The sequence below is a fragment of the Streptomyces sp. NBC_01384 genome (assembly GCF_045040035.1).
In the GTDB taxonomy this organism is placed as follows: Bacteria; Actinomycetota; Actinomycetes; order Streptomycetales; family Streptomycetaceae; genus Streptomyces.
In genome coordinates, this window is sequence record NZ_CP109559.1 from 7,511,679 (window position 1) to 7,536,030 (window position 24,352).

Sequence of the window (24,352 nt, forward strand, 5' to 3'; positions counted from 1 at the left end):
TTCCTTGTCTCGTCGGGCTGGTGATCCGGTCGTCAGGTGACAGCTGGGAGGGCGGTGAGCCGCTGCCAGCAGGTGGTGAACGCCCTGGCCCAGGGCCCAATGCCCCGCAGTTAAGCGGAATCAGCGCTGGTCAACTGGGGCGATTTTTGGGCATGTTGGGTGTGGGTGTAGTCGCCGGGTCCGCTGCGTTCGATGACGCCTTGGTGGACCCAGCGACAGAGTTCGCTGACCAGACTGCGGTGTCGGGAGGGTGGAAAGTCCAAGGCGTGCAGGATTTCGCGGGCCTTCCATGATCGTCCAGGATGTGCCTGAAGGAGGGCGATCGTGCGTTCTCTCGCCGTGTGTCCGGCGCGTCCTGGGTGGGCTGGATCGGCCCACGCGTGGGTCAGGATGTAGGCGCCGGGAGCGGTCCGTTCCAGTACTCCGGACAGCGCCCACTGGCAGAGCTGACCTGCGATGACGCTGTGCTTGGGGAGGCCGAGGGAATGAGCGATCTCGCGGGCTGTCCAGGAGCGGGCGGGCATGCTCTGCAGGAGCTGGATGACCTGTTCTTTGCGCCGGGAGCGGGAGGCTGTGAGCTGTTCGTCCTGGGCGGGGGTGTAGGTGGGTGCGCTCGGGAAGGCGACGTGGCCGTCGTAGATATCGATGGACAGACGGACGACGTTTGTGCTGGTCATTGCCCTGTCGCCGTCGGCTTTGCCCGCGTAACGGGACGTTGAGCACTTGACCTTGCGGATGCTGAGGCGGGGGCGCCGCGGGGGCATCTGAGCGGTGAGCACGGCACCGCCGATGGTGCCGGGAGCGATGGGATCGATCTCGCAGCCGTCGATGCCGGAGGCGGTGGTCACCTGGTTGCGGGCGCTTTCCAGGGCGACGGTGAAGCTCATGCGGTCGGGGTCTGTACCGGGGCACCCCAGTGCGGCGTCCGTCATCGCCCGGCGCAGGAGCTGATAGACGATGAGACTGGACCACAGCTCCTGCTCAAGTCCGGCCGGATCACACGAACGCAGGACCCGGCCGTCCTGCAGTGTGTGGCGTAGGGCGTAGAAGGCGGACTCGACCTCCCATCGCTCGTGATAGAGGCGGACCAGTACGCCGGCGGGGTCGTTGACGGGATCGAGCAAGGTGGTCGCCTGATAGGAGTCGCTCACCTTCTTGCCGTCGGCGCAGGTCGCGGTAACCGTGGCGACGATGATGCGCACCGGGCGTCCGCCTAGGTGTGTCAGGTAGGAGCCGTCGGACAGAACGGTCTCGATCAGGGGGCGGCGACTCGATCGGAGGCGAACGAGGTATTGGGCGCCGGTATCGCTCACCGAGCTCAGGAAGGTATCGGCATCGAAGCCTCGGTCGGCCAGCAACAGCATCCTGGGGTTGAGATGACCTAACAGGGCGGTAGCAGATGCCAGTTCACCCACCGAGCAGGAACCGAAGACCGCTGCGAGCAGGCCACGGGTCCCGGTCTCGCACAGCGCGGTCAGCCGCAGCGCCGGGTAGCCGGCGTCACCCTGCTGATTGCGTGACTTGCCCAACACCGTCCGCAGACGCGGACGGTCGGGGGCTTTGATCGAACTACAGCCGTCGAAGGCCACCGTGCGCCAGCGCCGATAACACACTCCGGGCGTTTCCGGCGGCGCCAGCGATCCGGAGACCACCTCGAACAGCATCCTGAACGGGAGCGGCCCCAGGCGGCGGCGCACCTCGCCCAGCGCGCGTTCCGACGGGCGGATGCGCAGGTGAAGCGGAAGGCCCGCGACGAGCTTGTCCCATACCCGTGCGTAGCCCAGGGCGGGGAAGAGCGTCAAAGCCAAGACGAAGTACACCCCCACTCGAGAGGGCAGCAGGCGCAGCCGCCGCTGAACTCTGCGAGTCTGGGTCAGCACGTCCTCGACCAGCTCGAACGGCATGTACTGCGTCAGCTCTCCCAGGTGCCCGGGGGCGTAGATGCCCGACGCGGTCATGATGGTGCGAGTCGTCGTGGTGGTGGCACACTGATCGGGCAACGGGGCTCCCGGAGCAGGAATTCTTGGTCGTTTTCTCTGCTTCTACCAGGGGTTCCGTTCGTCTGTCAGGACAAGAGGAGTCCCTGACCCGCCGTTGATGTGATCCGGTCGATGATCGACAGTCCTTCCCGGAAGGTTGACCGTCCTGGACCCGAGGCCTTCCTGCCGAGGGACCGCTCAACCAACGAGTTGACCAGCGCTGATTCCGCTTAACTGCGGGGCATTGGCCCAGGGCCAGGACCGCTCGATCCGCAGGAAGCGGCGGCGGGCGTGGTCGGCGAGGCGGGCGGGCAGGTGGTAGAGGCGGAAGCGCATAGTGTCCGGCTCGGCGTCGGCCAGGTCGTCGATGTCGTGCAGGGCCAGCAGCCGCAGCCATGCGTCGAGATCGGCGGCGAGGTTCGCAGCGAGCATCCAGCCGCGATTCACCTCCCACGAGGCAGACGGCAGATTGCCCAGCCCCATCGCTTTGTTGGTGCGCACCCGGTCCTCCACGCCGGCATGGGAGCGGTGCAGCACGTCCAGGAACTGGGCGTGGCCCGAGCCGGCGATGCCCCACATGCGGCCGATGTTGGTCGCGGTGATGCAATAGCGCCAGCCGGTCCTCTGCTCGAACGCGGTCAGCTTCTTCCGGTGCCGCCGGGTCGGACGGACCCGGCGCACGATCAGCCGCATGCCCTCCGGCCAGCCCTCACGGGTGTTCACCCCCGTCAACTCGGCGACGAAGTAGCCCTCTTGGAGACTGCCGTCCTAGTGCACGGAGGTCTCCCCGGCGGCCTCGGGCAGGCGGGCGATCGCCTTCTCGTCGTCATCGGTGATCTTCCAGCCGACGGTGTAGCGCACCGTGCGCCGCGTGGTGTTCAGGGCTTCCAGGTACTCCAGCAGCCCGTAGGCGAATCCGGCGCGGAAGCGGACGTCGATGCGGGCCAGTTGCGGCCAGCGGGCCTGGGCGTGGGTGTTCAGGCGCTGGCGCAGGTGGTGCTGCATTGATTCGGGAGGGCTCTTCGACACGGGCCCATCCTGCCGGGTGTGGCACCGGGCCGCCGTGATCGTCTGCCGTGCAGGGTGAAGGACGGGTGGGGACGGCGGTCGCGGTGGTGCTGGACCGGGAGGTCCGCGAGCGGCTGATACGGATGGCCTGCTCGCCGAAGTCCCAGGTGCGGGCGGTGCTGCGGGCTCGGATCGTGCTCGCGGCGGCGGACGGGCGTGCCAACGGTGCGATAGCCCGGGAGCTGCAGGTCAGCGTGAACACCGTGCGCAAGTGGCGGGGCCGGTTCGCCACCGGCGGCCTGGACGCGCTGCGGGATGCCGAGCGGTCGGGACGGCCGAGAATCTACGGGCCTGATGTGCAGGTGGCGATCGTGGCCACGGCCACCATCGCACCACCGCATCCGGAAGCGACATGGTCGCACCGGACCATCGTCGCGCAGGTTGCGGGCACCTGCTTCGCGCCGGTCTCGCCCTCGCAGGTCGGGCGGATCCTGGCGGACCTGGACCTGAAGCCGCACAAGGTCCGCGGCTGGCTCACCCGCCGCGACACCCCGGACTTCTGGGAACGCACGGCGGACGTGTGCGCCCTCTACCTCGACCCGCCCGAGGGTGCGGTGGTGCTCTCGGTCGACGAGAAGACCGCGATCGCCGCCCGCTCGCGCCGGTATCCCGGGCGTCCCGCCGCCCCTGGCCACTTAGTGGTCAGCGCTGGAAGTCCTTCGGGGGTTGATCAGGCTGCCAGGGCGGCGGAGGATTCTTCTTGTCGGTCGGCGGATGTGTGTCGGTCGAGCCGGGCCAGTAGATCGTCCAGGTCGGAGGTGGTGAACTTCCACTGGAATGGCTGTGCCGTGGCGTTGTAGCGGTCTTCGAATGCTCGGATCCGGTTCCGGACCTGGGTCAGGTCGGTGAAGTCGTTGGGTCGGACGACCTTGCGCTGGACGATCGAGAAGAAGATCTCGATCTGGTTCGTCCAGGAGGCGTGCACGGGGGTGTGGACCATGACTGCGTTCGGAAACGCCTTGGTCAGACGGTCTATGGCCTTCTTTCCCCGGTGGGAGGAGCCGTTGTCGACGATCCAGAAGACGCGTTTCGCGCTGGCGTAGGGCTCGGTTGCCATAACTTGGGCGACCAAGGCCATAAAGGGCACGATGCCGGTCTTCGGCTCGCAGCGGCTGAAGACCTTCGCGCGGTGGACGTCGTAGGCGGCCAGGTAGGCCAGCGCGCCGCCGCGGCCGTACTCGTGGTTGACGCGCATCGCCCGGGCCCGGCCCGGGGCCAGGGTGGGATGGCAGCGGCAGCGGGCCTGGATGGAGGTCTTCTCGTCGCTGGAGAGGACGTACTCGTCCTCGCCCAGCGGGGCACCCTCGAACGTGTGGGCGTAGAGGTCCAGGACACGCTGGGCCTTGGCGCGGAAGTCTGGGTCGCGGATGAAGATCCAGGACCGGTACTGCCAGGGCTTGAGCGCGTCCTCGCGCAGCCAGCGGCGCACCGTGGACGCGGAGACGGTATCGGTGATCCCGCGCGCGGTCAGCTCGGCAGCCAACTCCGGGCACGACCAGCGCGCCAGCGGTACGCCGGTCTCGGCGGGTAACTGGCAGGCCAGCGCCTTAGCCTCGGCGACCTGCACGGGAGTGAAACGGGCGGGGCGCCCTGAGCGCTTGCGGTCGGCCAGGGACGGCAGCCCGCCGGCGGCGAACCGGCCCCGCCAAGCGCGAACCGTGTCCAGGTGCAGACCCGTCTCGCGGGCGATGCGCGCGTTGGAGTGTCCCCGCGCCGCGTGCAGGACGACCTGCGCGCGGACCCGCAGCCGGTACTCGGTCTTGTGACCGTGGGCCAACTTCTTCAGCCGCTCGCGCTCGGCGGCAGTCAGCAGCACGGGGCGGGCGCAGGATATGCGCATGGCAGGAGGAACGGCCGATCTCGCGAAGTGGATCACTGACAGTTGTGCAGCCTGCCGCGCCGCTGTGGCGTCGCTGGTTCGCCCAACGATGCCCTGGACTGCGCCTGCGGCCTGCACGATGACGGACCGGCCCTGCGGTCCGAGTCGTTGGCGCTGAGATTGATCTTGATGCCGGTCCGACTGCTGGCCTTCTCTGGGCTGCCCCGGGCTAGTACTGCAACCGCATCTGGGGGTTGTGGCCTCGACGTTTGTAGTGGGAGCGGCGGGCTCGGGCCTGGCTGCGTCTACGGAAGCGTGACCAGCTCAGATGGTGTTCGTTGGTGTGGTGGCGGGGCGTGATGACGAGGTGCCCGATCAACCGGCGGATCTCCGGGACGCTGAGGGGTATGAGGTCTTGCTCGTCGTCTGCGCCGCCCCTTTTGTGGCTTCTTGGGCTCGGACTGCGGTCAGGTAGGCGAGTGCGGCCATCGACAGGGTGATGTGCCGGTACCAGGCCCGATAAAGCCGGACCTGGTAGTGGTCCAGGCCGCACTCGCCCTTGGCGGTCTGGAAGCACTCCTCCACCGCCCACCTCGCTGCGGCGACTTTGACCAGGTCTTTCAGTCGAGAGGAGGCCGGTCCGTAGCAGACGTAGTAGGCGATCTCGGTGGGGTCGCTGACGCTGCGGCGGGCCAGCACCCAGTGCCCAAAGCCGTCTTCCCAGCAGGGGCGGATCGCGACGCGCGCCCAGTCGTAGACGCGTTCGCCGTGCGCGCCCGGCCCGCCTGACAGTCGCTTCCAGCGTTGCCGGGGCAGCGCGGCGATCAGCTCGTCGACCCGGACCTCGGCCCAGTCGGTCGTGACCACCGTGTCGTTGACCTTGGTGGCCATCACGTGTGCGATCTTGCGCTGCTCCAGCCAGAATCGTGTGTGCTTGACCTGCCCGTATGCCTCGTCCGCGGTCACCCATGCGAACGGGACACCGGCGTCGATGGCGCGTTGCAGCATCCGTCTGAAGTGCTCGTTCTTGGTCGCGAAACAGACCTCGTCGTCAATGCCGGCGGCCCGGCAGCGGTCCCGGTCATCGGCCCAGGAGGCCGGGAGGTAGAGCTCGCGGTCGATCAGGGCGCGTCCTCGTGCCGAGGCGTAGGCCAGGAAGGTTCCGATCTGGCAGTTTTCCGTGCGGCCCGCAGTCCCCGAGTATTGGCGCTGGACACCGGCGGATTTGGTTCCCTTCTTCAGGAAGCCGGTGTCATCGCCGATCAGGACCGCGTCCTTGGCGCCGATGGTCTCCACGACGAAGTCACGGACGTCGTCACGGACCGCGTTCTCGTCCCAGTCGGAGAGGTTGAGCAGGCGCTGGACACCGTCCGGGCGGAGCTGGCCGACCTGCTCGGCCAGCGTCCAGCCGTTCTTCTTCTCCAGCGGTGCGACCAGTCCCTGAAGGTAGTCCAGTGCTCGCTCACGCGGCTCGGACCTGCCGAAACGGTGGGCGAACCGGGCATGCAGCCCGGCTATCCCCTCGGACCACGACTCGACCTGCTCGATCGTCAGCGCATCAGCACACAGTCACATCAACGACAGGCAACGTTGATCGTCACCCCAGATGCGGTTGCAGTACTAGGGCGCGTATCTGGTTTTGATCAAGGGGTGGCCCGCGCGAGCTCCTTGATCCAGATCATCGAGCCGCGCAGGTGGACTCCGGCGAGGTAGCTCTTGGGTGTCTTGTCGTAGCGGGTGGCGATGCCTCTCCACGCCTTGAGCTTGTTGATCAGACGCTCGACTGTGTTCCGCTCTTTGTAGAGCGCGGTGTCGTGGCTGACGGGCCGGCCGCCCCGGCTGCCCTTCTTCTTGCGGTTGGCGGCCTGGTCCTTCTTCTCCGGGATGACCGCCTTGATGCGTCGTTTGCGCAGGTAGGAGCGATTGCCGCGGGACGAGTAGGCCTTGTCGCCGGCAGCAGCGTCGGGCCGGGTCCGGGGGCGGCCGACCGGCCCGGGCACCCGGACTTTCTTGAGTACCGGGATGAACTGCGGGCTGTCCGCCGCCTGGCCGGCGGTCAGGACGAAGACCAGCGGGCGGCACTTGCGGTCGGCGGCGACGTGGATCTTGCCGGTCTGCCCGCCCCTCGAGCGTCCGAGCAGGGCTGCTTTCAGGCGGGCCTTGTGCCGGCGCCGGATACGTCGCCGTTCCTCCCGCTCGGGATCAGCTAAAGCACCCTGCCCGTCTTGTCCTTCCGGACTGCCACCTTTTGGCGGGCATTCTCCTCCTCGGCGGCCGCCTTCTCCAGGGCGGCCATGACCTCTTGACCGAGGTGCATCCCGGCAGCGTCGTGGTGAGCCCGGGCGGTGGTGGAATCCACACTGACCAGGGACAAGTCCACCTCACCCCGCTTCGCGGCCTCCGCGATCATCCCCTCCAGAAGCGCCTCGAAGACCCCGGCGTCCCGCCACTGCCGGAACCGGTTGGACACAGTCGTCCAGGCGCCGAACTCACTCGGCACCTCACGCCACTGCGCACCCGCCCTGAACCGCCAGATCACTCCCTCGAACTGCTGCCGCAGCCGCTCCGGGTACGGACCCCGCTCGCCGACCGGCAGGTACGGCTCGATCAACGCCCACTCGGCATCAGTCAGTTGCGCACGCGTCATACACGACGATCTACCGGATCCACCCCACCGCGCGGGCCAGATCCGGCAGATTGATCGAAACCAGATACGCGCCCTAGCGCCGGCACACGTAGACAGGTAGACAGCCTCAAGTTCGGACAGATCTGGGCAGTTGGACCTCCGTGCTCTCTCAGCTGGCGTGAAGGATCCGAAAGCGACGGGGTTCCGCCGGATCTCGATCAACGACTTGGATTGGCGTCCTAGCCCATTGCCAAACGCTGATGCCTGGCCTGCGGGAGAACTGGATCTGCCCGCGGGTGCCTTCGACTGCAACGCGCGGCCAGGATTTGGCAATGCGCGCCCGGTCCGCGTCGTGAGAACGCAGCACATCGGCGAGGACGGCGACCGTGTCGTAGCCCTCGAAGGCGACGAAGGAGGGCGCTTCGGCCAGCCGCTCGCGGAGGGCCGTCTCGACTCGTGCACCGAGTGGGCTGAGGCGCTCGGGCAGGTAGCGCAAGAACGGGATCGCGGCGCTGTCGTCGCCCAGCAACGTCGCCCATTCGGCGAACTCCGGTTGCCCGGCCGGAGCACCAATCATGATCTCGGCGAGGCGCTGGTCGCGCCGGACCGACTTGACGATCGGCACGGCCGGCTCCGGGTGGCCGACCAGAAGAAGGAGGGCTGTCGCGCGATTGTCGACCAGTTCGTCGCACACGGCCGCGGGGGTGAGCGCGCTCATATCGAGTTCGATGACGGTGGCGCCGCGTGGAGCGAGGTAGTCCCGCAGAATGCGGGTCCCAGATGCCCAGTAGACACTCGGCTGGGCTGCTACGGCGATTCGGCTGTGGCCCGCGCTGAGGAGGAAGTCTGCGTAGATCTGCCAGCCGCGGGACTGCGGCGGGGCGAGGCGCGCGACCCATTCCGTTGGCTGTTCGGTGAGCGCGTCGAGAACCGCTGACGAGCAGAGGAACGGCAGGCCGAGGGCGTCGGCCCTGGCGGCAGCGGCGCGAGCGACGACACTGTGATACTCCCCTGCCAAGGCAGCCACGCCCAGGCCGGCCAATTCGTTCACGGCCGCCGCGGCCCTCTGTGGATCAGCTGCGGTGTCTCGGACCACCAGTTCGAGTGGTCTTCCGACGATCCCGCCGGCGTCATTGACTTCGCGAACGGCCAGCTCGAGTCCAGCGAGCAAGTGCTGGCCTGCCTCGACCCAGCCAGGCCGGGTAAGCGGAACGAGAGCGCCGATCTGGACTGATGATCCGTCAGTCCGCCCCGTTTCAGATGCCGGTGGTGGCGTATTCATGCGTGGGCGTCTCCCTCGTGACAACTCGGTCGCAGGTTGCCCAGATCGCCGAGTGGCAAGACCCGGTGGTACGCGTCCATCTCATCTCGCCGTGGCGGGCGCACCTGCGTGATCATGCCGGACATTGCATCCACCACCATCGCCAACAGGCAACCGATTATTTGTTCAGGTGCCCGGACTGCACCTGCGGCCTCTATCTCGCCGGACCGAACCTGCGATCCGCACTCCGCACACGGCCTGACCTCGCGTCAACCCCCGAAGGACTTCCGGAGCCGACCACTTAGCCCGCCAGGAGTTCGAGTACCGGCGCCACGGCACGGCTTCCCTGGTTGCCGCCCTGGACGTGACCAGCGGTGAAGTGCTCACCGAGGTGATCGCCCGCAACGATGCAGCAACCTTCACCGCGTTCCTGCACCAGCTCGACCAGGCCATCGCTCCCGGCAAGGAGATCCACGTCGTGCTCACACCAAAGCATGGCTGGCTGCTCACCCGCGCTGGCACGTCCACTGGACCCCACCTCACGCCTCCTGGCTCAACCAGGCCGAACTGTTCTTCTCCGCCCTGACCCGCCGGGTCCTGCGGCACGGCGACTTCGCCAGCCGCGACGACCTGATCGACAAAAGGGACAGCTACGTGATCAACCACAACGAAACAGCCAAGCCCTACCGCTGGACCTACGAGGGCACACCACTCAAGGCAGCCTGACTCGCCACGGCGCCGACGGGCTCAGCGAAATCGGCCCGGTAGCCCGTCACGTCCCGGGCGCGGTGAGATGCCACATCACCAACCCATGTCCTTCTAGACACTCGCATCCTCGCAGGTCAACGCAATGCCGGTGAGTTAGCGCGTCGGTGCAGGTCAGGTGGGGTGTTTGGTAACTCTCAGTGTGTAGTGGACGTTACTGGGAGTGCGGGGCTGGTCCCGTTTTCTGACCTCGAAGGTGTTCTTGGACGGCTTCTTGATGCGCTGGCACTGCCGGTCGCGCCGGGTAGGGAGGAGGGCGGTCAGGAGTTCCGCTACGACCTCGCGGCGGGCGGTGCCCAGCGCGGTCGGGTCCGCTGCGGACTGGGCGGCGACCTTCAGGCGGGCAAGCTGCACCGTCACGGTGAAGGAGATCCGGTCGGGATCGATCCCGGCCTGCTCTGCGGCGTGCATCTCCAGTGCGCACAACGCCTGGTAGACGGTGAGGAGGGCGTAGATCTCCTGGCAGACCAATTCGGGCGCCTTGGAGCGCAGGATGAAGGCGGTGCCCCGCAGGCGGTTCTTCAGCTCCGCGAAACCGTTCTCGATCTCCCATCGCTGATGGTAGGTCATCGCCAGCTGGCGGGCCGGGGCGAGCCGGTGGTCCAGCAGGCTGGTGACCAGCCGGAACGTCTCAGTACGGGGCAGCCCGACTCGGGGCCGGACGGTCACGGTGTACTGGATGATCCGGACGGTGTGGCCTGTCGGCGGCTCGGCCAGGGTGCGGCCGGCAGCCCTGGCCTGTCCGTGCCGGATGGTCTCTTTCGGGGTCGGCATGACCGAAAGGTAGGACCCGTCGGGCAGTACCCGCAGCGGGACGAAGACCAGGTTCTTCTTGATCCGCCAGGCCAGATGGGCGCCGGTGGCCCGGGCCAGGCCCCACAGTTCGTAGCCGGAGAAGTTGCGGTCGGCCAGCAGCAGCATGTCCGGCCTCAGACAGGCCAGGAGCCGACGGGCGAGCTTGTGCTCGCTGAACTTGGCCACCGCATCGAAGGCCGCGTCGACCAGGGCGTGGGTACCGCACTCGGTCAGCGCCATCAGGCGGACCTGGGGGTGTCCGCTCTGATTGACGCCGCCTTTGCCGGTGAAGCCGAACTCCCGTGCGTTGGCGGGGGTGTCGGGGACGTCCAGCGCTGTGCCGTCCCAGGCCACGAGTCGCAGCCCGAAGGCGAACACGCCCGGGGTGGCGGTCGTGGCCAGCGGGCCGCACCGCCGCTCGAACAGGATCTGCAGCGGCTTGGCGCCCAGCCGCTGCCGGGCCCGGGTCAGGGCGGAACTGCTGGGCAGTCGCTGCACGCACGCGCCCGGCAGGTGCCGCAGCTTCTCGGTCAGTGTGCGCAGGACCGACCGGTATCCCGGCGGACCGGTACTGTCGGAGCTGCTGAACAGGCACAATGCCAGGACGAAGTAGACCACCGCCCGGGCCGGCAGCAGTCGGCGGCGACGTTCGCCGCAGCCGGTCAACTCCACGACCTCGTCCACCAGTTCAGGGCTGATCTCCTCGGTCAACACGCCGAGACGGACATGCTCACCAAAGCGCCTGTCCGGCGGCACCACCAGCGGGTTCAACGGGACTTGGCCGTTCTCGTCGATAGCAGACGGCGGGCGGGCGATGGCACACTGAGCACCCAACGGAGTTCCCTTGCGGACAGTCGGATCTTGGTCGATCTTCTGTCCTACCGGGAGCTCCGTTGCTACGTCCCGGCCTCGCCGACACATCACCAGAAGTGACGAACTACGCAACGTCACCAGGGGATATTTCTACCCAAGCCCATCACCGTCGAGCGCCTGACCTGCACCGACGCGCTAACTCACCGGCATTGCAGGTCAACGGCACCTTTCTGCTATCGGGGCGTCAGATCCCCCAGTTCCGCTGAATACCCAGGGCTAAACGCCCACTCAGGCGCAGCCTTGACGGCAGTCGTTCGACACAAGCACGGCAATCCTGACCGCCTGGATCCTGAACCGTGGGAACGGATCGGCCCCCAACCGCAGGGAGGAAACCATGACCACCCCTCAGGAATCCCGCACCAACTCGTCGGACAAGGACTGCCCCGACCTGTGTCTGACGCTCTGGCTGTATGTCTCGCCGCAGGAGACGCTGCCCGTGCAAGCCCGTTTCCACTACGACCCTGCCATGCCCTTCGCAGTGTCCGTGGACTTCTCCAACACGGCGGGAGGAGCAGTCACCTGGGTACTTTCCCGAGAGCTGCTCAGCGAGGGCCTACTGCGTCCGAGTGGCGAAGGGGACGTCCACATCTGGCCGCGCTGCCCGCGGTACGGCGGGCGGAGGAGTCTGCACATCCAGCTGGTGGGGAGATCGGGCATCGCGCTCCTGTACGCCGACCTCACGCGCGTACGCTCCTGGATCGCCGACACCTACGTGTTGGTCCCCTCTGATTCGGAAGGGGAAGCCATCGACTGGGAGGCCTCCTTCGCACGCGTCCTGCGCGGCGGAACCGACGAGGCCCGTGGGGGCGCGCGGTAGAGCGCCCCCCCCGCTCTGCCCGGCATGCGTGCTGGGCGCCGCCAATGGCCGGCACCGGGCACCGCTCCGTCACCTGTACCGCTTCGCGACGTCCCGAAGCCAGCCCCTCCCGTCCCCGCGCTAACGTGGCCTGGACCACCCGGCAAGGGCAGCGTGTCCGCAGGTGGCCAGGGCGAACACGGACGGGGACGGTGGCAGGTGGCACAGGACGAGTATCGGCTCATCGGGCGGCACACGGAGCTCGCGCGATTGGAGCGGATTCTGGCGGCTCCCGCGCACTCCGCGTTCGCCGTACTCCGCGGTGAAGCCGGTACGGGCAAGAGCACGCTGCTCCAAGCCGCCGTGACCCTGGCCGACGAGGCGGGCTTTCGCGTCGTGGGCGCCTCCGGTGTCGAGGCGGAGTCCGAGTTGCCGTTCGCCGGTCTGCACCAGCTGCTCCTGCCGCTTCTCCCCTACGGAGACCAGTTGCCCGACGTATCTCGCTCGGTCCTGGAACAGGTCACGGGTCTGCGCACCGGGGCGACGCCGGGCGTGGCGGAGGTCGCCGGCGCGATGCTCTCGCTCATCGGCGCGGCAGCCGACGATCGGCAACTGTTCTTCGCGGTCGACGACGCGCACTGGTTCGACACGGAAAGCGCCCGTGTCTGCGCCTTCGCCATGCGCCGGGCCGGGGCGGTCGGCGGCCGGGGCGTGCTCACCGTACGGGCGGACGTACCGTCCGCGTTCGACGACGCCGGGCTCGAGGAGATCGAGGTCGGACCGCTGGGCGGTCAGGAGGCGGCTGCGCTGCTGGAGCGCACGGGCAGCCATCTGGACCCGCTCACCCGCGAGCGGGTGCTGCACTGGGCCGAGGGCAATCCGCTCGCGCTCGTCGAGCTGCCGAAGACGGCGGGGCGCGTGCCTGCCTCCTCGCCTACGGTGAGCGACTGCGCCGCGACCACGAGACGAGGGCGGCACGAGAGCAACTCGAAGAGGCCCTTCGGGTCCTCATGGAGCTCGGCGCTCTCCCATGGGCCGAACGGGCCCGTGCGGAGCTCGCCGCCGCCGGGGCCGCCTTCGGCACGCGGGGCGAGGGATGGCAGATGCTGACCGTGCAGGAGCGGCAGATCGCACAGCTCGCGGCAACGGGACTGACGAACAAGGAGATCGGCGCGAAGCTTTTCCTGTCACCCCGTACGGTCAGCTCCCACCTGTACCGCATCTTTCCCGAACTGGGGATCACCAGCCGCGCCGCGCTGCGCGACGCCCTCGACGCCGGCACAGGTGCCGCCCCGCCCGACGAGGGGTGACCTCTCCCGCGGCCGGGCCGCACACCCGTCGGCGGTGGCCGCCCATAGAGGCACCGCGGGTACACCGAGCTCGTAACCGTTCAGTCATGCCCCAACCCCACGGTTTGCGTCATCTGACTGAGCCGACCGGGATGACGCTGAGAGCACCTTGGAGAGCACCACAGGAGACCGCATCAGGCGGTCCTCCGTCCCAAGGAGGCTCTCATGACGGATCAGCGCACCCCCGTCGTCCTGATCCACGGGCTGTGGCTGCACTCCTCCTCCTGGCATCCCTGGGTGGAGCTGCTGCACGCCGAGGGGTTCGCCCCGCTCGCGCCCGGCTGGCCCGGCGAACCGGACAGCGTGCCCGGCGCACGGTCGCGTCCGCAGGCCGTGGCCGGGACCGGTATCGACGACGTCACCGAGCACTACGCGTCCCTCATCAAGGTGCTGCCGGCCCAGCCCGTGCTGATCGGACACTCCTTCGGCGGTCTGATCGCCCAGAAGCTGCTCGGTCTGGGGCTCGGGCGGGCCGCGGTGGCGATCGATCCGGCGCCGGTCAAGGGCGTCAAGCCGCTGCCGTTCACGCAGCTGCGCTCGGCCTCCCCTGTTCTCCGTAACCCGGCCAACCGGTCCCGGGCGGTCTCCCTCACAGCGGCGCAGTTCCACTACGCGTTCGGCAACGCGATCCCGCGGCAGGAGTCCGACGCCCTGTTCGAGGCGTACGCCGTCCCCGCCCCGGGCCGACCGCTGTTCGAAGCGGCGTTCGCCAACTTCTCCCGACAGTCGCCGGCTGCCGTCGACACCGGTAACACCCGCCGTGGCCCCTTGCTGCTGATGTCCGGCCAGCGGGATCACACCGTGCCGGACGTCGTCACCCGCGCCGCCTACAAGCTGTACGGCGACTCGACCGCGACCACCGACCTCAAACAGTTCCCGGACCGCGGCCACTCGCTGGTCGTCGACCAGGGCTGGTCGGCCGTCGCCGACTGCGCGCTGGGCTGGCTGGCGCGCCAGGGCATCACCGGCCGGTCCGCCGCCGGCCTGTGACCGTCAGGCTGCGCCCGCTGTTTCACCCCATCGAACCCTGTTCACCACCGCACATCGAACAACCAAGGAAGACCGTCATGGACCTGCACCTCAAGGACAAGACCGTCGTCGTCACCGGCGCAAGCCGCGGCATCGGACTGGCCGTCACCCGGGCCTTCGTCGACGAAGGCGCCCGCGTCGTGGCCGGCGCCCGCACCACCGGCCCCGAACTCGCCGAACTGGCGGCTACCGGAGCCGTGATCCCGGTGACCGCCGACCTGGCCACAGCGGAGGGCGTGAACACCCTCATCGAGACCGCTGTGGAACAGTTCGGGGGCATCGACGTCCTGGTCAACAACGTCGGCGCGGCCCAGCCGCGTCTCGGCGGCTTCGCTTCCGTCACCGACGAACAATGGCTTGAGACCCTGAACATCAACCTGCTGAGCGCGGTGCGCGCCTCTCGTGCGGCTCTTCCCGCGCTGCTCGCCTCACGCGGTTCGATCGTCACGATCAGCTCGGTCAACGCCTTCCTGCCCGACCCTGGCTTGATCGACTACACGGCCTCCAAGGCCGCCCTGACCAACTTCTCCAAGGCTCTATCCAAGGAAGTGTCCCCGCAGGGCGTACGCGTCAACACCATCGCGCCCGGCCCGGTGAGCACCGACCTGTGGATCGGCCCCGGCGGCATGGCCGACACCATCGCGACCGCCATGGGCGTCGAACCACAGGAAGCCGTGGACCAGGCGATCAACAGCCTGGGCGGCTTCGCCACCGGTCGCTTCACACGCCCCGACGAGGTCGCCGACCTCGTCCTGATGCTCGCCAGCGACCGCGCCGCCAACATCACCGGTGCCGACTTCACCATCGACGGCGGCCTCATCAAGACCCTCTGATCGACTCACCGCACCGCCTGCGCCCGCTCACCTCACCCGGTGAGCGGGCGCAGGCATAGCTCCGGCCCCGCCCATGCGGCCCGGCCCGACACGCGCTCGCCCCCCATCCACGGCTGCGCAACGCGTTCGGATCAATACTGGGCGCATGCGTATCGAATACGATCCCGAGGCAATGGGCAGGGCGGCCTTTTACAGGTTCCTGACGTCAGTCGTCGTCCCTCGCCCGATCGCCTGGGTCTCCACGATCAGCTCGAACGGGGGCACCGAGAACCTCGCCCCCCACTCCTTCTTCAGCATCGCCAGCACCGATCCCCCGATCGTGCAGTTCACCTCGATCGGCCGCAAGGATTCCCTGCGCAACGTCGAGGACACCGGGGAGTTCGTCGTCAACTTCTCGTCCGAATCGCTTCTGGAGTTGATCAACGCCACCGCCATCGACTACCCCCGGTCGGTCAGCGAATTCGATACGGCGGGCATTGAGCGCGAGGCCAGCAGGTGTGTGCGTCCCCCCAGAGTGGCCGCCTCGCGCGTAGTTCTGGAGTGCCGTTCGCACACCACCCTGCGCATGGGCAACTCCACCCTCGTCTTCGGACGGGTGGTCCATGCCGCGGCGGACGAGGACTGCATCGTCGACGAGCGTCCCAGCAGCGAGCTCCTGCGCCCGCTCACCAAGCTCGGCGGGGACGAATGGGGCACCCTGGGCGAGGTCCGGCACCTGAGCCGCATCCCTTACGAGGAGCCCACCGCCAACTGATCGGATCCCAGCGCGACAGCGATGTTCGGGCCGGGGTTCAGACACCGGCTCGTGAGGGCCTTCCACGGTGGGCGACGTGGACGATGACCGTCGAGGCGGCGATCCTGTCGAGGCTGAAGACGGCTCCGATGCAGAACACGACCCAGACGGAGAGGATCGCCACACCGTCACCGAGTCCGTCGTTGTGGAAGTAGGCGAGTCCGTTGATGCCCGCACCCCGACGCCCGCTGGCATCACCGAGGCCAGCGGTTGCAGCCAACCCGGCAGGAAGGACGGGGGCAGGACCCCGCCACTCGTGGCGTTGCCCATCACCAGCATGAAGATCGAGCCCAGCGGGACGCCAAGGGGGCCGAAGATCCGGATGAGCAGGACGGTTCCGGCCGCCACGGCTCCCGCCATGAGCGTGATGACGCCCGCGAGAGCAAGGAAGGGCTCCGGAATGGCGTCGTAGACCGTACCCGCGATGAGCGCGGTGGCCACGCCTCCCACGAACGTGAAGATCACGAGACTCAGCACACGTTGGGCGAAGGACAGCCGCGGCGCCAATTGGTACGTCATCTGGCCGAACAGGAATCCCGCCAGGACGAGGCCGAAGGAGGCATAGAACACCGACAGGCCACGGCTGTCCCCCTTCGACAACGGGAGGATGTCCTGCACCTCGATCCTGCTGCCGTCGGCTGCGGCGACGTGGTTGAGCGGGGTGACCATCGCCTTGACGGCGAGGCCGTTCGCGCCCGCGTACAGAAGGCGGGGCGAGTCACCGGTGTCCAGGTAGGCCGCGTACGCGGTGCGGTGCTCGACCGCCGACCTGGCGGCGTCCGCGTCCTGGTAGCGCTCGACCTGGAAGGCATCGGGCGCCATGCGCTGCAGCCTCACGTCGAAGAGCGCCGCCGCCCGGTCCGAAGCGGCGACCGCGACCGGCAGGCGATGGGCCTTGGGCGTGTGGAAGGCGGCCGGAAAGACTGCGACGAACACCAGTCCGATGGCCAGCACGGTGACGACCGGGGCCAGCACCGCCTTGGGCCCAGTCAGACCGGGCCGGACAGGCGCCGCGTCGGCGTGCGAACTCGCGCGGTGCCGGGACCGGCCCCCGTCCGGGCTCGAATCCGTGGGCCCCCAGGGGGTCGTACGACGTCGGCACCCGTCGTCGCGGAACTGAAGGCATCTTCATGCACGAGCGCATCTCCCGGTGAATCGCGAGCCCGAGGGTGCCGACGGACGTCTCACCGATCCGCAAGAAAGTCTGCAACTGCTGACATCTTGACTGTAGAGAAACTGGCGGCCGGGACGGGAGACGGTCAGTACGAGGGAACCCAGTAGGCGGCTACCGGATCAGCTTGCTGAAGTGCCCATCGGCCCAGGTCAACGTGACCGTCGCGTGCGTGACACGATTCACGTTCGTGCGACCATCGCTGCATATGCCCGGCATCGATTTGCTTCCGAAGAGTGAGAGCGTGAGACCCGGCGCGCCGGACATGGCACTGCCATGGCAGAGTCGCCGACAGCGACCCACGCAGAAGGAGGGATCGATGGCGCACCTGGCCCAGCACCCGCAGGAGGCCCGGAAACCGGCCCCGATGGCCGCGTTCCGTCGGTGAGCACGGAGAAGCCCGCGCGCCGAAGGGACCGGCGCGCAGCAAGGAGTTGTTGGTGCAGGCCGCGGGCGAGTTGCTCGCCGAACGCGGTTTCGAACGCACCACCGTGCGGGACATCGGCGAACGGGCGGGGGTGGACCAGGCCCTGATCGCCCGTTACTTCGGGAGCAAAGCCCAGCTCTACATCGCCGTGCTGCGCGCCGAGGCGGGCGACAGCGTGCCGTCGGACCCGCTCGACCCCGAGCGGGTGCTGGAGCTGTTGGACCGCATCGGCCGGCGCGGCCCTGGCCCCGTCTTCCAAGCCGCGGTCCAGCGCCCCCGCGATCCGGCGGTCCACAGCGCCGCACGCGAGGAGCTGCAGGCGAGGATGGTCGCACCCTTGAAGGAGAACTTCGCCCGTCAGGGGCTGGAGCGGCCCGAGTTGCGGGCCGAGGTGGCGACGGCCGCGCTCATCGGGGTGCTGATGGGACGCAGCGCAGGTGCGTTCGAGGAGCTGGCGGCGGCGGACCCGGATGAGCTGCTCCCCTTGGTGCAGCGCCTGCTGAGCCCGTGAGCAGGCGATCCTCGCACCACGGTGGCGCGGTGTCTCCGGGGGTGCGACTCACACCGGACCAACGGCTGCCGAGCTCATCCAGGGGAGTACGCGGCGTCGCTCATCCTGGCGCGATTCTCCGCCATGAGTCTCTGCACTTGCCCTTCGACCTGCTCGGGGTCGATTCCGAGGACATGTCCTATGTGGGCCGACCACACCTCTGAGCGGAGATTGGTCTCGAAGTCGATGTCGGCACGGACGTTCTCGCGGGCCGCCTGTCGGTTCTGGCTGACCATCACGAGGGCGGAGAGGAAGATCGCCTCAAGGCTGACGATCATGGTGAGCAGCCCATAGGGGTACGGGTCCCAGACCGTCGAGCCACCGAACAGCCCCTCGTTGCACACGATCCAGACCGTGAACCACGCCGCATGCAGGTAGACGAACTGCATGGTCCCCGCAAAGGCCGTGATCGCATCCGCGACCCGGTCCTGGGATCCACGCACCCGAGTGAAAAGGACCCGCTCGTGCCTAACCCTGACACCCGAACCATTTGTCACAGATCCCATGGCCACTCCTCGACCGCTGCTCACGCAAGACCGCCGCCAGCGTACGCGGCGAGCCAGGCCCGGCCTTCCGTCAATCGACTGTCCCCAGAAGCCGAAAACGCCGAGATAGGCTGCACCTTGAGGCACTCATGGATCCGCATGGGCTCCGCGCTTCGGCACGGTGGAGAAGGCAACTGCATCTCGAAATGATCGCGACTGCTTCCGTTGTCTGCGTGTTGCGGAACTTGCTACTCGTGGTGTTACGCGACCCGCGGTCTCTCGCCCCGACGGCCGAGCAGCAACTCCTCACGCTCCTGCTCGGTCATGCCGCCCCAGAATCCATACAACTCTCCGGCCTGCAGCGCGGCCCTGGCGCGACTGCACGATCTGCTGGACGGCCGCTTCGCTCTGCTGCCGATCGTGCGGGCCGGTATCGGGCTGACGGTCTTCCAACAACTCGTCGGCATCAACGTCATCTTCTACTACTCGTCGATCCTGTGGCAGTCGGTCGGCATCGACCAGTCCAACTCCCTCCTGATCAGCCTCTCCACATCGATCATCAACATCGTCGGCACCGTCGTGGCCATACTCTTCATCGACCGGATCGGCCGCAAACCGCTCGCGCTGGCCGGCTCGGCCGGGATGGCCCTCTCCCTGGCCCTCGCCGCCTGGGCGTTCTCCTACAAGACGGGCAGCGGAAGCCACCTGTCCATCCCTGACACGCAGGGCACCGTGGCGCTGATCGCCGCCCACGCGTTCGTCTTCTTCTTCGCCGTCTCCTGGGGCGTGGTCCTGTGGGTGATGGTCGGCGAGATGTTCCCGCTGAAGATCCGCGCCGCGGCGATGTCGGTGGCGACCGCCTTCAACTGGATCGCCAACTGGGCTGTGACCGAGACGTTCCCCCGCATGTCCGACTGGAACCTGTCGACCACCTACGCCATCTACGCGGCCTTCGCCCTGCTCTCCTTCGTCTTCGTCGCCGCCTTCGTACGCGAGACCAACGGCAAGAGGCTGGAGGAGATGGGATGACGGCGTCTCACAGCACCGGGCCGGCCGATTCCCGGAAGCGTCACGTTGCGCAGAACAATCACGACTCCGGTTCGGGCGCGGCGGTGGACTGGTGGCATGCCGCGCACTGCCGTGGCACCGACGTCGAGACCTTCTTTCCGCTCCCCGACGACCAGACCACCATCGAGCAGGCGCTGACGATGTGCGGTCTGTGCCAGGTGCGGATTCCCTGCCGGCGGTACGCGTTGAGCCAACGGGAACGGCACGGAATCTGGGGCGGACTCAGCGAGGCGACCCGCGAGTCGCTCATGCGACGGGATTCACCGCATCGGGTTTCAGCCGTTGACTCAGACCGCCTTCCACGACCGCACGCAACCTGAACAGGGACGGCGCGCCCGCGGTGGAGACGTGCCCCTCGTCGTCGGCGGGCAGCCGGTGTCCGAGGCTGTGCATTTCCTGCGGAAGCCCCGGATGCTGTGACAACTCACCTGCCCGGCATGCCAGCGTGCCGTCCCGCCCCGGCGGGACTGTACGGTGACGGCCTTTGCGCTGCTGTCCGACAGGCGTCGGTAACCCACTTGAGAGTCGAACGACTCAAGCCGCGGACGGGTGCGCGCCGTCACGATGCGGTGTATCGGCCACGGTCCCCTTCGACAGGAGCTCTTGTGGACACAACCAAGACACCCGGAACCGGTGTCGGAGACGGCACCGGACTGCGGTACGGCACCCCGGCCGGGCGGTGGGTGCTGACCGCCACCGTCCTGGGGTCCGCGATCGCCTCCATCGACGCGACCGTGGTGGGCATCGCCCTGCCCGCCATCGGCCGCGACTTCGGCACGGGCCTGGCAAGCCTGCAGTGGGTCGTGACCGCGTACACGCTGACCCTCGCCGGGCTCCTTCTGGTCGCCGGGGCCCTCAGCGACCGCTATGGGCGCAGGCGCGTGTTCCTCACCGGCGTCGTATGGTTCGCCGCGGCCTCCACGCTCTGCGCGGTCGCCCCCGGCCCGGACAGCCTGATCGCGGCTCGCGCCCTGCAAGGGGTCGGCGCCGCTCTCCTCACGCCCGGCAGCCTCGCCATCCTGGAGGCGTCCTTCCGCCCGGAGGACAGTGGCCGGGCGATCGGCGCCTGGTCGGGGCTGAGCGGTGTCGCCACGGCGGTCGGTCCGTTCATCGGAGGCTGGCTGGTCGCGGCGGCGTCCTGGCGACTGATCTTCCTGATCAACCTGCCGGTCGCCGCCGCGGTCGTGGCGCTTTCCTGGCGGCACGTGCCCGAGTCCCGCGACCCGGACGCGAACGGCAGGGTGGATCTGCCGGGCGGTGTCCTGGTCACCGCGGGTCTGATGGGGTTGACGTACGGCATGATCGAAGGGCCGTCTCGGGGGTGGGGGACGCTTCCCGTGCTGGGCACCCTGCTCGGCGGCGCTGTCCTCCTCGCGGGCTTCATACTGCGTGAGCGGCGGGCCACCCGGCCCCTGCTTCCGCTACGCCTGTTCCGCTCGGCCCAGTTCAGCGCTGCCAACGTGGTGACGTTCATCGTGTACGGCGCGCTGGGCGGAGCCCTGTTCCTGCTCCCCATCCAGCTTCAGCAGGTTTCCGGCTACAGCGCGCTGGAAGCGGGCGTGTCCTTGCTGCCGGTGACCGTGATCACCCTCGCGCTGTCCGCCCGTTCCGGTGCGCTCGCAGCCCGTATCGGTCCGCGCCTCCAGATGAGCGTGGGGCCGGTGGCGGTCGGGGCCGGATTCGCCCTGTTCACGCGTATCGGCCCGGCCGGCGACTACATGTCCGAGGTGCTCCCGGCCGTCTGCGTGTTCGGTCTGGGCCTGGCCATCACGGTCGCCCCGCTGACGGCCACCGTCCTTTCGGCCGTGGACGCCCGGCACGCCGCGACCGCCTCGGCGGTGAACAACGACGTGGCCCGCGCCGCCGCGCTCGTCGCTGTGGCGCTTTTCCCCGCGGCAGCGGGAATCACCGGCGACGCCTACCTGCATCCGGGACAGTTCTCGAACGGCTTCCACACCGCCGCCCTCATCGCCGCCGCCCTGTGCGTCTTCGGCGGCCTGCTGGCCGCCGTCATCATCCACAACCCGCGTACACCCGCTGTGCCCACGCCCGCACCCTGGCACTGCGGGATCGACGCGCCGCCGTCGGCCATGGCACCGACCCGCCGAGCAACCCCGTCGTCGTGAAACGGGCCCGCGGAGACAGGCCACGGAACCAGCCCGCGTCGCCGTCCCCTCGGGCCGGTGACGCGGGCTGGTTCCGCCGACGGGTCAGCGCCAGTAGTTGTTGGCCGCCGCTATGGTGGCGAATTCGAGTGCCACGACCTGGGTTGCGGCGATCAGTCCGTCGGGGCCGCCTGCGTACTCCGGCCGTCCCGACTTGAGCACGTCGAGGTCGGGCTGGATGGTGTGTACGGTGTTGCGGGCCATGGCGACGGCCAAGGCCCGTCCCTCTTCGGGGGTTTCCGTGAGGAGGGTGCCGCCGGGCACGAGCACCAGTGCTTCGTCGGGAACTCGGTTCATGAGGTGGGCCTTTCCTGTGGCTGCGGGTTTCTGCTGATGTGTCGAACGGGGTGGGCAACCGGGCGACGGCCCGTGACGCGGGCCGGGCCCGAAGAAGCAAACGGCCCCTACCAGGTGGGCAACAGACCGCCGTCGATGACGATGTCGGAGCCGGTCACGTTCCCGGACCGTTCGCTCGCCAGCAGCAGTACGAGGTCCGCCACTTCGGAGGGCTGGGAGAAACGGCCGGTCACCGAACCCTGCGCCGCCTGTTCGACGACCTGTTGTGGCGTCAGGCCGGTGGCCTCCGAGACGGTGGCCGCGACTCCGCCGTCGCCCATCCACAGGTCGGTCTCCACCGGTCCGGGACTTACGGTGTTGACGCGGATGCCCCGGGGGCCCACCTCCTTGGACAGCGCCTTGGAGAAGTTGGCCAGCGCGGCCTTCGCGGCGCAGTAGTCGATGACCGTGGGATCGGCCAGGACCGAGTTGACCGAGCAGACGCTCACGATCGAGCCCCGACCCGCGGCGATCATGAGCGGCAGCGCCTGCCGGGTGACCCGCACCGCGACCAGCAGGTTGAGATCAAGCGTACGCAGCCATTCCTCGTCGGTGACGCTGAGAAAACCGCCCGGCCTGGCCGGTGCCGAGCCGACGTTGTTCACCAGGACGTCGATTCGTCCGCCGGCCGCCTCGATCACCTCGGCCGCCGCGGCCGGGTCGGTGAGGTCGGCCCGGACGACCCGCACCTGCCCGGACTTGGCCAAGGCGTCCAGTTCCGCGGACGAGCTACGCGCGGCGGCGACGACCTGCGCTCCCTCGGCGACCAGCGCCTCCACCACGGCCAGTCCGATGCCTCGGCTCGCTCCGGTGACCACGGCCACCGTGTCGTTCAGTTGCAGATCCATCTCGGAACTCCTCGGGTTGCGAAGGGGGTTGCGGGGTTGCGCACGTCTGGCTTCCGGAGGCCCGAAGGGCGCGTCGGACGGCTGTCACGCGGCTCGTACGGCGCGTCAGCCCTCGGAGACGCGGAGCACGATCTTGCCCCTGCGGTGCTCCTTGTCCAGGGCCTCGTAGGCGGCGGGAGCGTCCTTCAGCGGCACCACCCGGTCGATCTGCGGGCGCAGTCGGCCGGTCTCGATGAGTGCGGTCAGCGCGTCAAGGCCGTCACGGTCCGGTTCGACGACGAAGAACTTCGCGTGCACGCCCTGCCGGCGAGCCCGGTCCTGGTCCGGCGGTGCCGCGACGCTGACCAGCACGCCACCGCGCCGCAGGATCTGCCAGGACCGGCTCTGGGCGGCAGGGCCCACCGTGTCGAACACGACGTCGACATCGTGCAGTTCTTCCTCGAAGCGCCCGTCGGCGTAGTCGAGCACCCGTCGCGCACCGAGACCCCTGACGAATTCCGCGTCAGAGCCGCGGGCGGTCGCCACGACATCGGCGTCGAGGGCCACCGCCAGCTGCACGGCGAAGGACCCCACTCCGCCGGCGCCGCCGTGCACCAGGACCTTCTGGCCGGGGCTGATGCCCGCCCGCTCCACCAAGCCCTGCCACGCCGTCAGACCGGCCAGCGGTACCGCCGCGGCATGGTCGTGGGCGACGAGCGCGGGCTTGGGCGCCACCGCTTCGGCGGGTACGGCCACGTACTCCGCGGCCGCTCCGTCGCGGGTGAAGGGAATCAGCCCGTAGACGCTCTCTCCCACGACGAACCCTTCCGCTCCGGCGCCGAGGCCGACGACGACTCCCGACACCTCGTGCGACGGGATCACGGGCAGCCGGTCGTGGCCGCTGCCGTCGAAACTGTCGGTCCACGTCGCGTCCCAGTCCAGTTCACCGGTCGTGATGGAGGCGGAACGCACTGCCAGCAGCAGTTCCCCGGCACGTGGTTCGGGGCGCGGTGCCGTCTCGTAGAGAAGTGTTTCGGGGCCGCCGCGGTGATGGGCGCGAACGGCATTCATGGTGCTGGTCATGGGCTCACTCCTGACGTCGCTGGGCTGTTCCCGGTAAGACCGGAACGGAGCGGACCGCGCACGCAACGCGTCCGGCCGTGGACCACGACCCGCGACCCCCGTATCCATCCCGGGCGGGCACCGTCCACCGGCGTTTGCAGCCGGTGCCTCGCCGTCGGCGGGCGCACGACGTGGCGCGACGCCGCTCGCATGTTCCAGGGTTGCCCGATCCCCGACGTGCGGGCTTGAGTCATACGACTGCACCTCGCGCCGAC

General features: G+C 68.5%; 22 protein-coding genes and 4 pseudogenes. 12 read left to right on the top strand and 14 right to left on the bottom strand.

Features of this window, described 5'->3' with window-relative positions:
* Positions 1–110 precede the first annotated feature (110 nt).
* The 3 genes from OG747_RS34200 to OG747_RS34210 all read right to left on the bottom strand — a co-directional run bounded on the left by OG747_RS34200 (position 111) and on the right by OG747_RS34210 (position 3,008).
* On the bottom strand, positions 111–2,000 hold the full coding sequence (locus OG747_RS34200) for an IS4 family transposase (RefSeq protein ID WP_405883222.1): 1,890 nt from the start codon (positions 1,998–2,000) through the stop codon (positions 111–113).
* A gap of 177 nt (positions 2,001–2,177) precedes the next feature.
* Positions 2,178–2,702, bottom strand: coding sequence for a transposase (locus tag OG747_RS34205; RefSeq protein ID WP_405883223.1), 525 nt, complete (start codon positions 2,700–2,702; stop codon positions 2,178–2,180).
* 45 nt (positions 2,703–2,747) lie between these two features.
* A complete protein-coding gene (locus OG747_RS34210; RefSeq protein WP_405883224.1) occupies positions 2,748–3,008 on the bottom strand; it encodes a hypothetical protein in 261 nt (86 codons plus the stop codon).
* Between the two features lie 122 nt (positions 3,009–3,130).
* Between OG747_RS34210 and OG747_RS34215 the strand changes: the two are divergent.
* A pseudogene (locus OG747_RS34215) lies at positions 3,131–3,667 on the top strand (IS630 family transposase); the annotation flags it as partial.
* Between the two features lie 50 nt (positions 3,668–3,717).
* Here OG747_RS34215 and OG747_RS34220 read toward each other — a convergent pair.
* From OG747_RS34220 to OG747_RS34235, 4 genes and pseudogenes are all read right to left on the bottom strand, one after another.
* Entirely contained in the window at positions 3,718–4,887 is a 1,170-nt protein-coding gene (locus tag OG747_RS34220; protein WP_405883225.1) for an IS630 family transposase, read from the bottom strand.
* Positions 4,888–5,241: 354 nt separating this feature from the next.
* Positions 5,242–6,414 carry an IS701 family transposase gene (locus OG747_RS34225; protein ID WP_331745029.1) on the bottom strand — a complete coding sequence of 391 codons (1,173 nt, stop codon included), beginning with the start codon at positions 6,412–6,414 and terminating at the stop codon, positions 5,242–5,244.
* A 95-nt stretch (positions 6,415–6,509) separates the two neighbouring features.
* Positions 6,510–7,513, bottom strand: a pseudogene (locus OG747_RS34230) (IS5 family transposase).
* Positions 7,514–7,661: 148 nt separating this feature from the next.
* Positions 7,662–8,774 carry an ABC transporter substrate-binding protein gene (locus OG747_RS34235; protein ID WP_405883226.1) on the bottom strand — a complete coding sequence of 371 codons (1,113 nt, stop codon included), beginning with the start codon at positions 8,772–8,774 and terminating at the stop codon, positions 7,662–7,664.
* A 465-nt stretch (positions 8,775–9,239) separates the two neighbouring features.
* Between OG747_RS34235 and OG747_RS34240 the strand changes: the two are divergent.
* Positions 9,240–9,339: pseudogene (locus OG747_RS34240) on the top strand (hypothetical protein); the annotation flags it as partial.
* A gap of 293 nt (positions 9,340–9,632) precedes the next feature.
* Here the strand turns inward: OG747_RS34240 and OG747_RS34245 are convergent.
* Positions 9,633–11,147 carry an IS4 family transposase gene (locus tag OG747_RS34245; RefSeq protein WP_405879958.1) on the bottom strand — a complete coding sequence of 505 codons (1,515 nt, stop codon included), beginning with the start codon at positions 11,145–11,147 and terminating at the stop codon, positions 9,633–9,635.
* A gap of 373 nt (positions 11,148–11,520) precedes the next feature.
* Between OG747_RS34245 and OG747_RS34250 the strand changes: the two genes are divergently transcribed.
* From OG747_RS34250 to OG747_RS34275, 6 genes are all read left to right on the top strand, one after another.
* Complete coding sequence (locus OG747_RS34250; protein WP_405883227.1) at positions 11,521–12,003, top strand: SsgA family sporulation/cell division regulator; 483 nt, start codon at positions 11,521–11,523, stop codon at positions 12,001–12,003.
* Between the two features lie 198 nt (positions 12,004–12,201).
* Positions 12,202–13,092: an AAA family ATPase gene (locus tag OG747_RS34255; RefSeq protein WP_405883228.1), complete on the top strand. Its 891-nt coding sequence runs from the start codon at positions 12,202–12,204 to the stop codon at positions 13,090–13,092.
* Entirely contained in the window at positions 13,086–13,292 is a 207-nt protein-coding gene (locus tag OG747_RS34260; protein WP_405883229.1) for a helix-turn-helix transcriptional regulator, read from the top strand. Before OG747_RS34255 ends, OG747_RS34260 begins: the two co-directional genes overlap by 7 nt.
* 204 nt (positions 13,293–13,496) lie before the next feature.
* Positions 13,497–14,321 (top strand): alpha/beta hydrolase, encoded by an 825-nt coding sequence (locus OG747_RS34265; RefSeq protein ID WP_405883230.1) that lies wholly within the window; start codon positions 13,497–13,499, stop codon positions 14,319–14,321.
* Positions 14,322–14,398: 77 nt separating this feature from the next.
* Complete coding sequence (locus tag OG747_RS34270) at positions 14,399–15,193, top strand: oxidoreductase (protein ID WP_405883231.1); 795 nt, start codon at positions 14,399–14,401, stop codon at positions 15,191–15,193.
* Between the two features lie 145 nt (positions 15,194–15,338).
* Entirely contained in the window at positions 15,339–15,947 is a 609-nt protein-coding gene (locus OG747_RS34275) for a flavin reductase family protein (RefSeq protein WP_405883232.1), read from the top strand.
* A 37-nt stretch (positions 15,948–15,984) separates the two neighbouring features.
* Here the strand turns inward: OG747_RS34275 and OG747_RS34280 are convergent, their stop codons facing one another.
* Positions 15,985–16,206: a hypothetical protein gene (locus OG747_RS34280; RefSeq protein WP_405883233.1), complete on the bottom strand. Its 222-nt coding sequence runs from the start codon at positions 16,204–16,206 to the stop codon at positions 15,985–15,987.
* Between the two features lie 1,391 nt (positions 16,207–17,597).
* Between OG747_RS34280 and OG747_RS34285 the strand changes: the two genes are divergently transcribed.
* The gene (locus OG747_RS34285; RefSeq protein ID WP_405883234.1) at positions 17,598–18,095 is read left to right on the top strand and encodes a TetR family transcriptional regulator; all 498 of its coding nucleotides are present in this window, start codon (positions 17,598–17,600) and stop codon (positions 18,093–18,095) included.
* A 74-nt stretch (positions 18,096–18,169) separates the two neighbouring features.
* Here OG747_RS34285 and OG747_RS34290 read toward each other — a convergent pair whose 3' ends face one another.
* Positions 18,170–18,640 carry a DUF1003 domain-containing protein gene (locus OG747_RS34290; protein ID WP_405883235.1) on the bottom strand — a complete coding sequence of 157 codons (471 nt, stop codon included), beginning with the start codon at positions 18,638–18,640 and terminating at the stop codon, positions 18,170–18,172.
* Positions 18,641–18,879: 239 nt separating this feature from the next.
* Positions 18,880–19,095 (bottom strand): WhiB family transcriptional regulator, encoded by a 216-nt coding sequence (locus OG747_RS34295; RefSeq protein ID WP_405885833.1) that lies wholly within the window; start codon positions 19,093–19,095, stop codon positions 18,880–18,882.
* On the opposite strand from OG747_RS34295, the pseudogene OG747_RS34300 reads away from it, so the two are divergent.
* From OG747_RS34300 to OG747_RS34310, 3 genes and pseudogenes are all read left to right on the top strand, one after another.
* Positions 19,004–19,648 (top strand): annotated as a pseudogene (locus tag OG747_RS34300) (MFS transporter); the annotation flags it as partial. The gene OG747_RS34295 and the pseudogene OG747_RS34300 sit on opposite strands and share 92 nt — an antisense overlap.
* A complete protein-coding gene (locus OG747_RS34305) occupies positions 19,645–20,007 on the top strand; it encodes a WhiB family transcriptional regulator (protein WP_405883236.1) in 363 nt (120 codons plus the stop codon). The pseudogene OG747_RS34300 and the gene OG747_RS34305, both read left to right, overlap by 4 nt.
* A 285-nt stretch (positions 20,008–20,292) precedes the next feature.
* Entirely contained in the window at positions 20,293–21,813 is a 1,521-nt protein-coding gene (locus tag OG747_RS34310; RefSeq protein WP_405883237.1) for an MFS transporter, read from the top strand.
* 84 nt (positions 21,814–21,897) lie between these two features.
* Here the strand turns inward: OG747_RS34310 and OG747_RS34315 are convergent, their stop codons facing one another.
* From OG747_RS34315 to OG747_RS34325, 3 genes are all read right to left on the bottom strand, one after another.
* Positions 21,898–22,149 carry a hexameric tyrosine-coordinated heme protein gene (locus OG747_RS34315; protein WP_405883238.1) on the bottom strand — a complete coding sequence of 84 codons (252 nt, stop codon included), beginning with the start codon at positions 22,147–22,149 and terminating at the stop codon, positions 21,898–21,900.
* Positions 22,150–22,256: 107 nt separating this feature from the next.
* Positions 22,257–23,036 (bottom strand): oxidoreductase, encoded by a 780-nt coding sequence (locus tag OG747_RS34320; protein WP_405883239.1) that lies wholly within the window; start codon positions 23,034–23,036, stop codon positions 22,257–22,259.
* Positions 23,037–23,141: 105 nt separating this feature from the next.
* The gene (locus OG747_RS34325; protein ID WP_405883240.1) at positions 23,142–24,098 is read right to left on the bottom strand and encodes an NADP-dependent oxidoreductase; all 957 of its coding nucleotides are present in this window, start codon (positions 24,096–24,098) and stop codon (positions 23,142–23,144) included.
* Positions 24,099–24,352 lie beyond the last annotated feature (254 nt).

Excerpts from the sequence above, each read along its gene's own strand:
- OG747_RS34220 (WP_405883225.1), bottom strand. The coding sequence starts at position 4,887 with ATGCGCATATCCTGCGCCCGCCCCGTGCTGCTGACTGCCGCCGAGCGC.
- OG747_RS34235 (WP_405883226.1), bottom strand. The coding sequence starts at position 8,774 with ATGAATACGCCACCACCGGCATCTGAAACGGGGCGGACTGACGGATCA.
- OG747_RS34250 (WP_405883227.1), top strand. The coding sequence starts at position 11,521 with ATGACCACCCCTCAGGAATCCCGCACCAACTCGTCGGACAAGGACTGC.
- OG747_RS34260 (WP_405883229.1), top strand. The coding sequence starts at position 13,086 with ATGCTGACCGTGCAGGAGCGGCAGATCGCACAGCTCGCGGCAACGGGA.
- OG747_RS34265 (WP_405883230.1), top strand. The coding sequence starts at position 13,497 with ATGACGGATCAGCGCACCCCCGTCGTCCTGATCCACGGGCTGTGGCTG.
- OG747_RS34270 (WP_405883231.1), top strand. The coding sequence starts at position 14,399 with ATGGACCTGCACCTCAAGGACAAGACCGTCGTCGTCACCGGCGCAAGC.
- OG747_RS34275 (WP_405883232.1), top strand. The coding sequence starts at position 15,339 with ATGCGTATCGAATACGATCCCGAGGCAATGGGCAGGGCGGCCTTTTAC.
- OG747_RS34290 (WP_405883235.1), bottom strand. The coding sequence starts at position 18,640 with ATGGGATCTGTGACAAATGGTTCGGGTGTCAGGGTTAGGCACGAGCGG.
- OG747_RS34295 (WP_405885833.1), bottom strand. The coding sequence starts at position 19,095 with ATGACGTTGATGCCGACGAGTTGTTGGAAGACCGTCAGCCCGATACCG.
- OG747_RS34305 (WP_405883236.1), top strand. The coding sequence starts at position 19,645 with ATGACGGCGTCTCACAGCACCGGGCCGGCCGATTCCCGGAAGCGTCAC.
- OG747_RS34315 (WP_405883238.1), bottom strand. The coding sequence starts at position 22,149 with ATGAACCGAGTTCCCGACGAAGCACTGGTGCTCGTGCCCGGCGGCACC.
- OG747_RS34320 (WP_405883239.1), bottom strand. The coding sequence starts at position 23,036 with ATGGATCTGCAACTGAACGACACGGTGGCCGTGGTCACCGGAGCGAGC.
- OG747_RS34325 (WP_405883240.1), bottom strand. The coding sequence starts at position 24,098 with ATGACCAGCACCATGAATGCCGTTCGCGCCCATCACCGCGGCGGCCCC.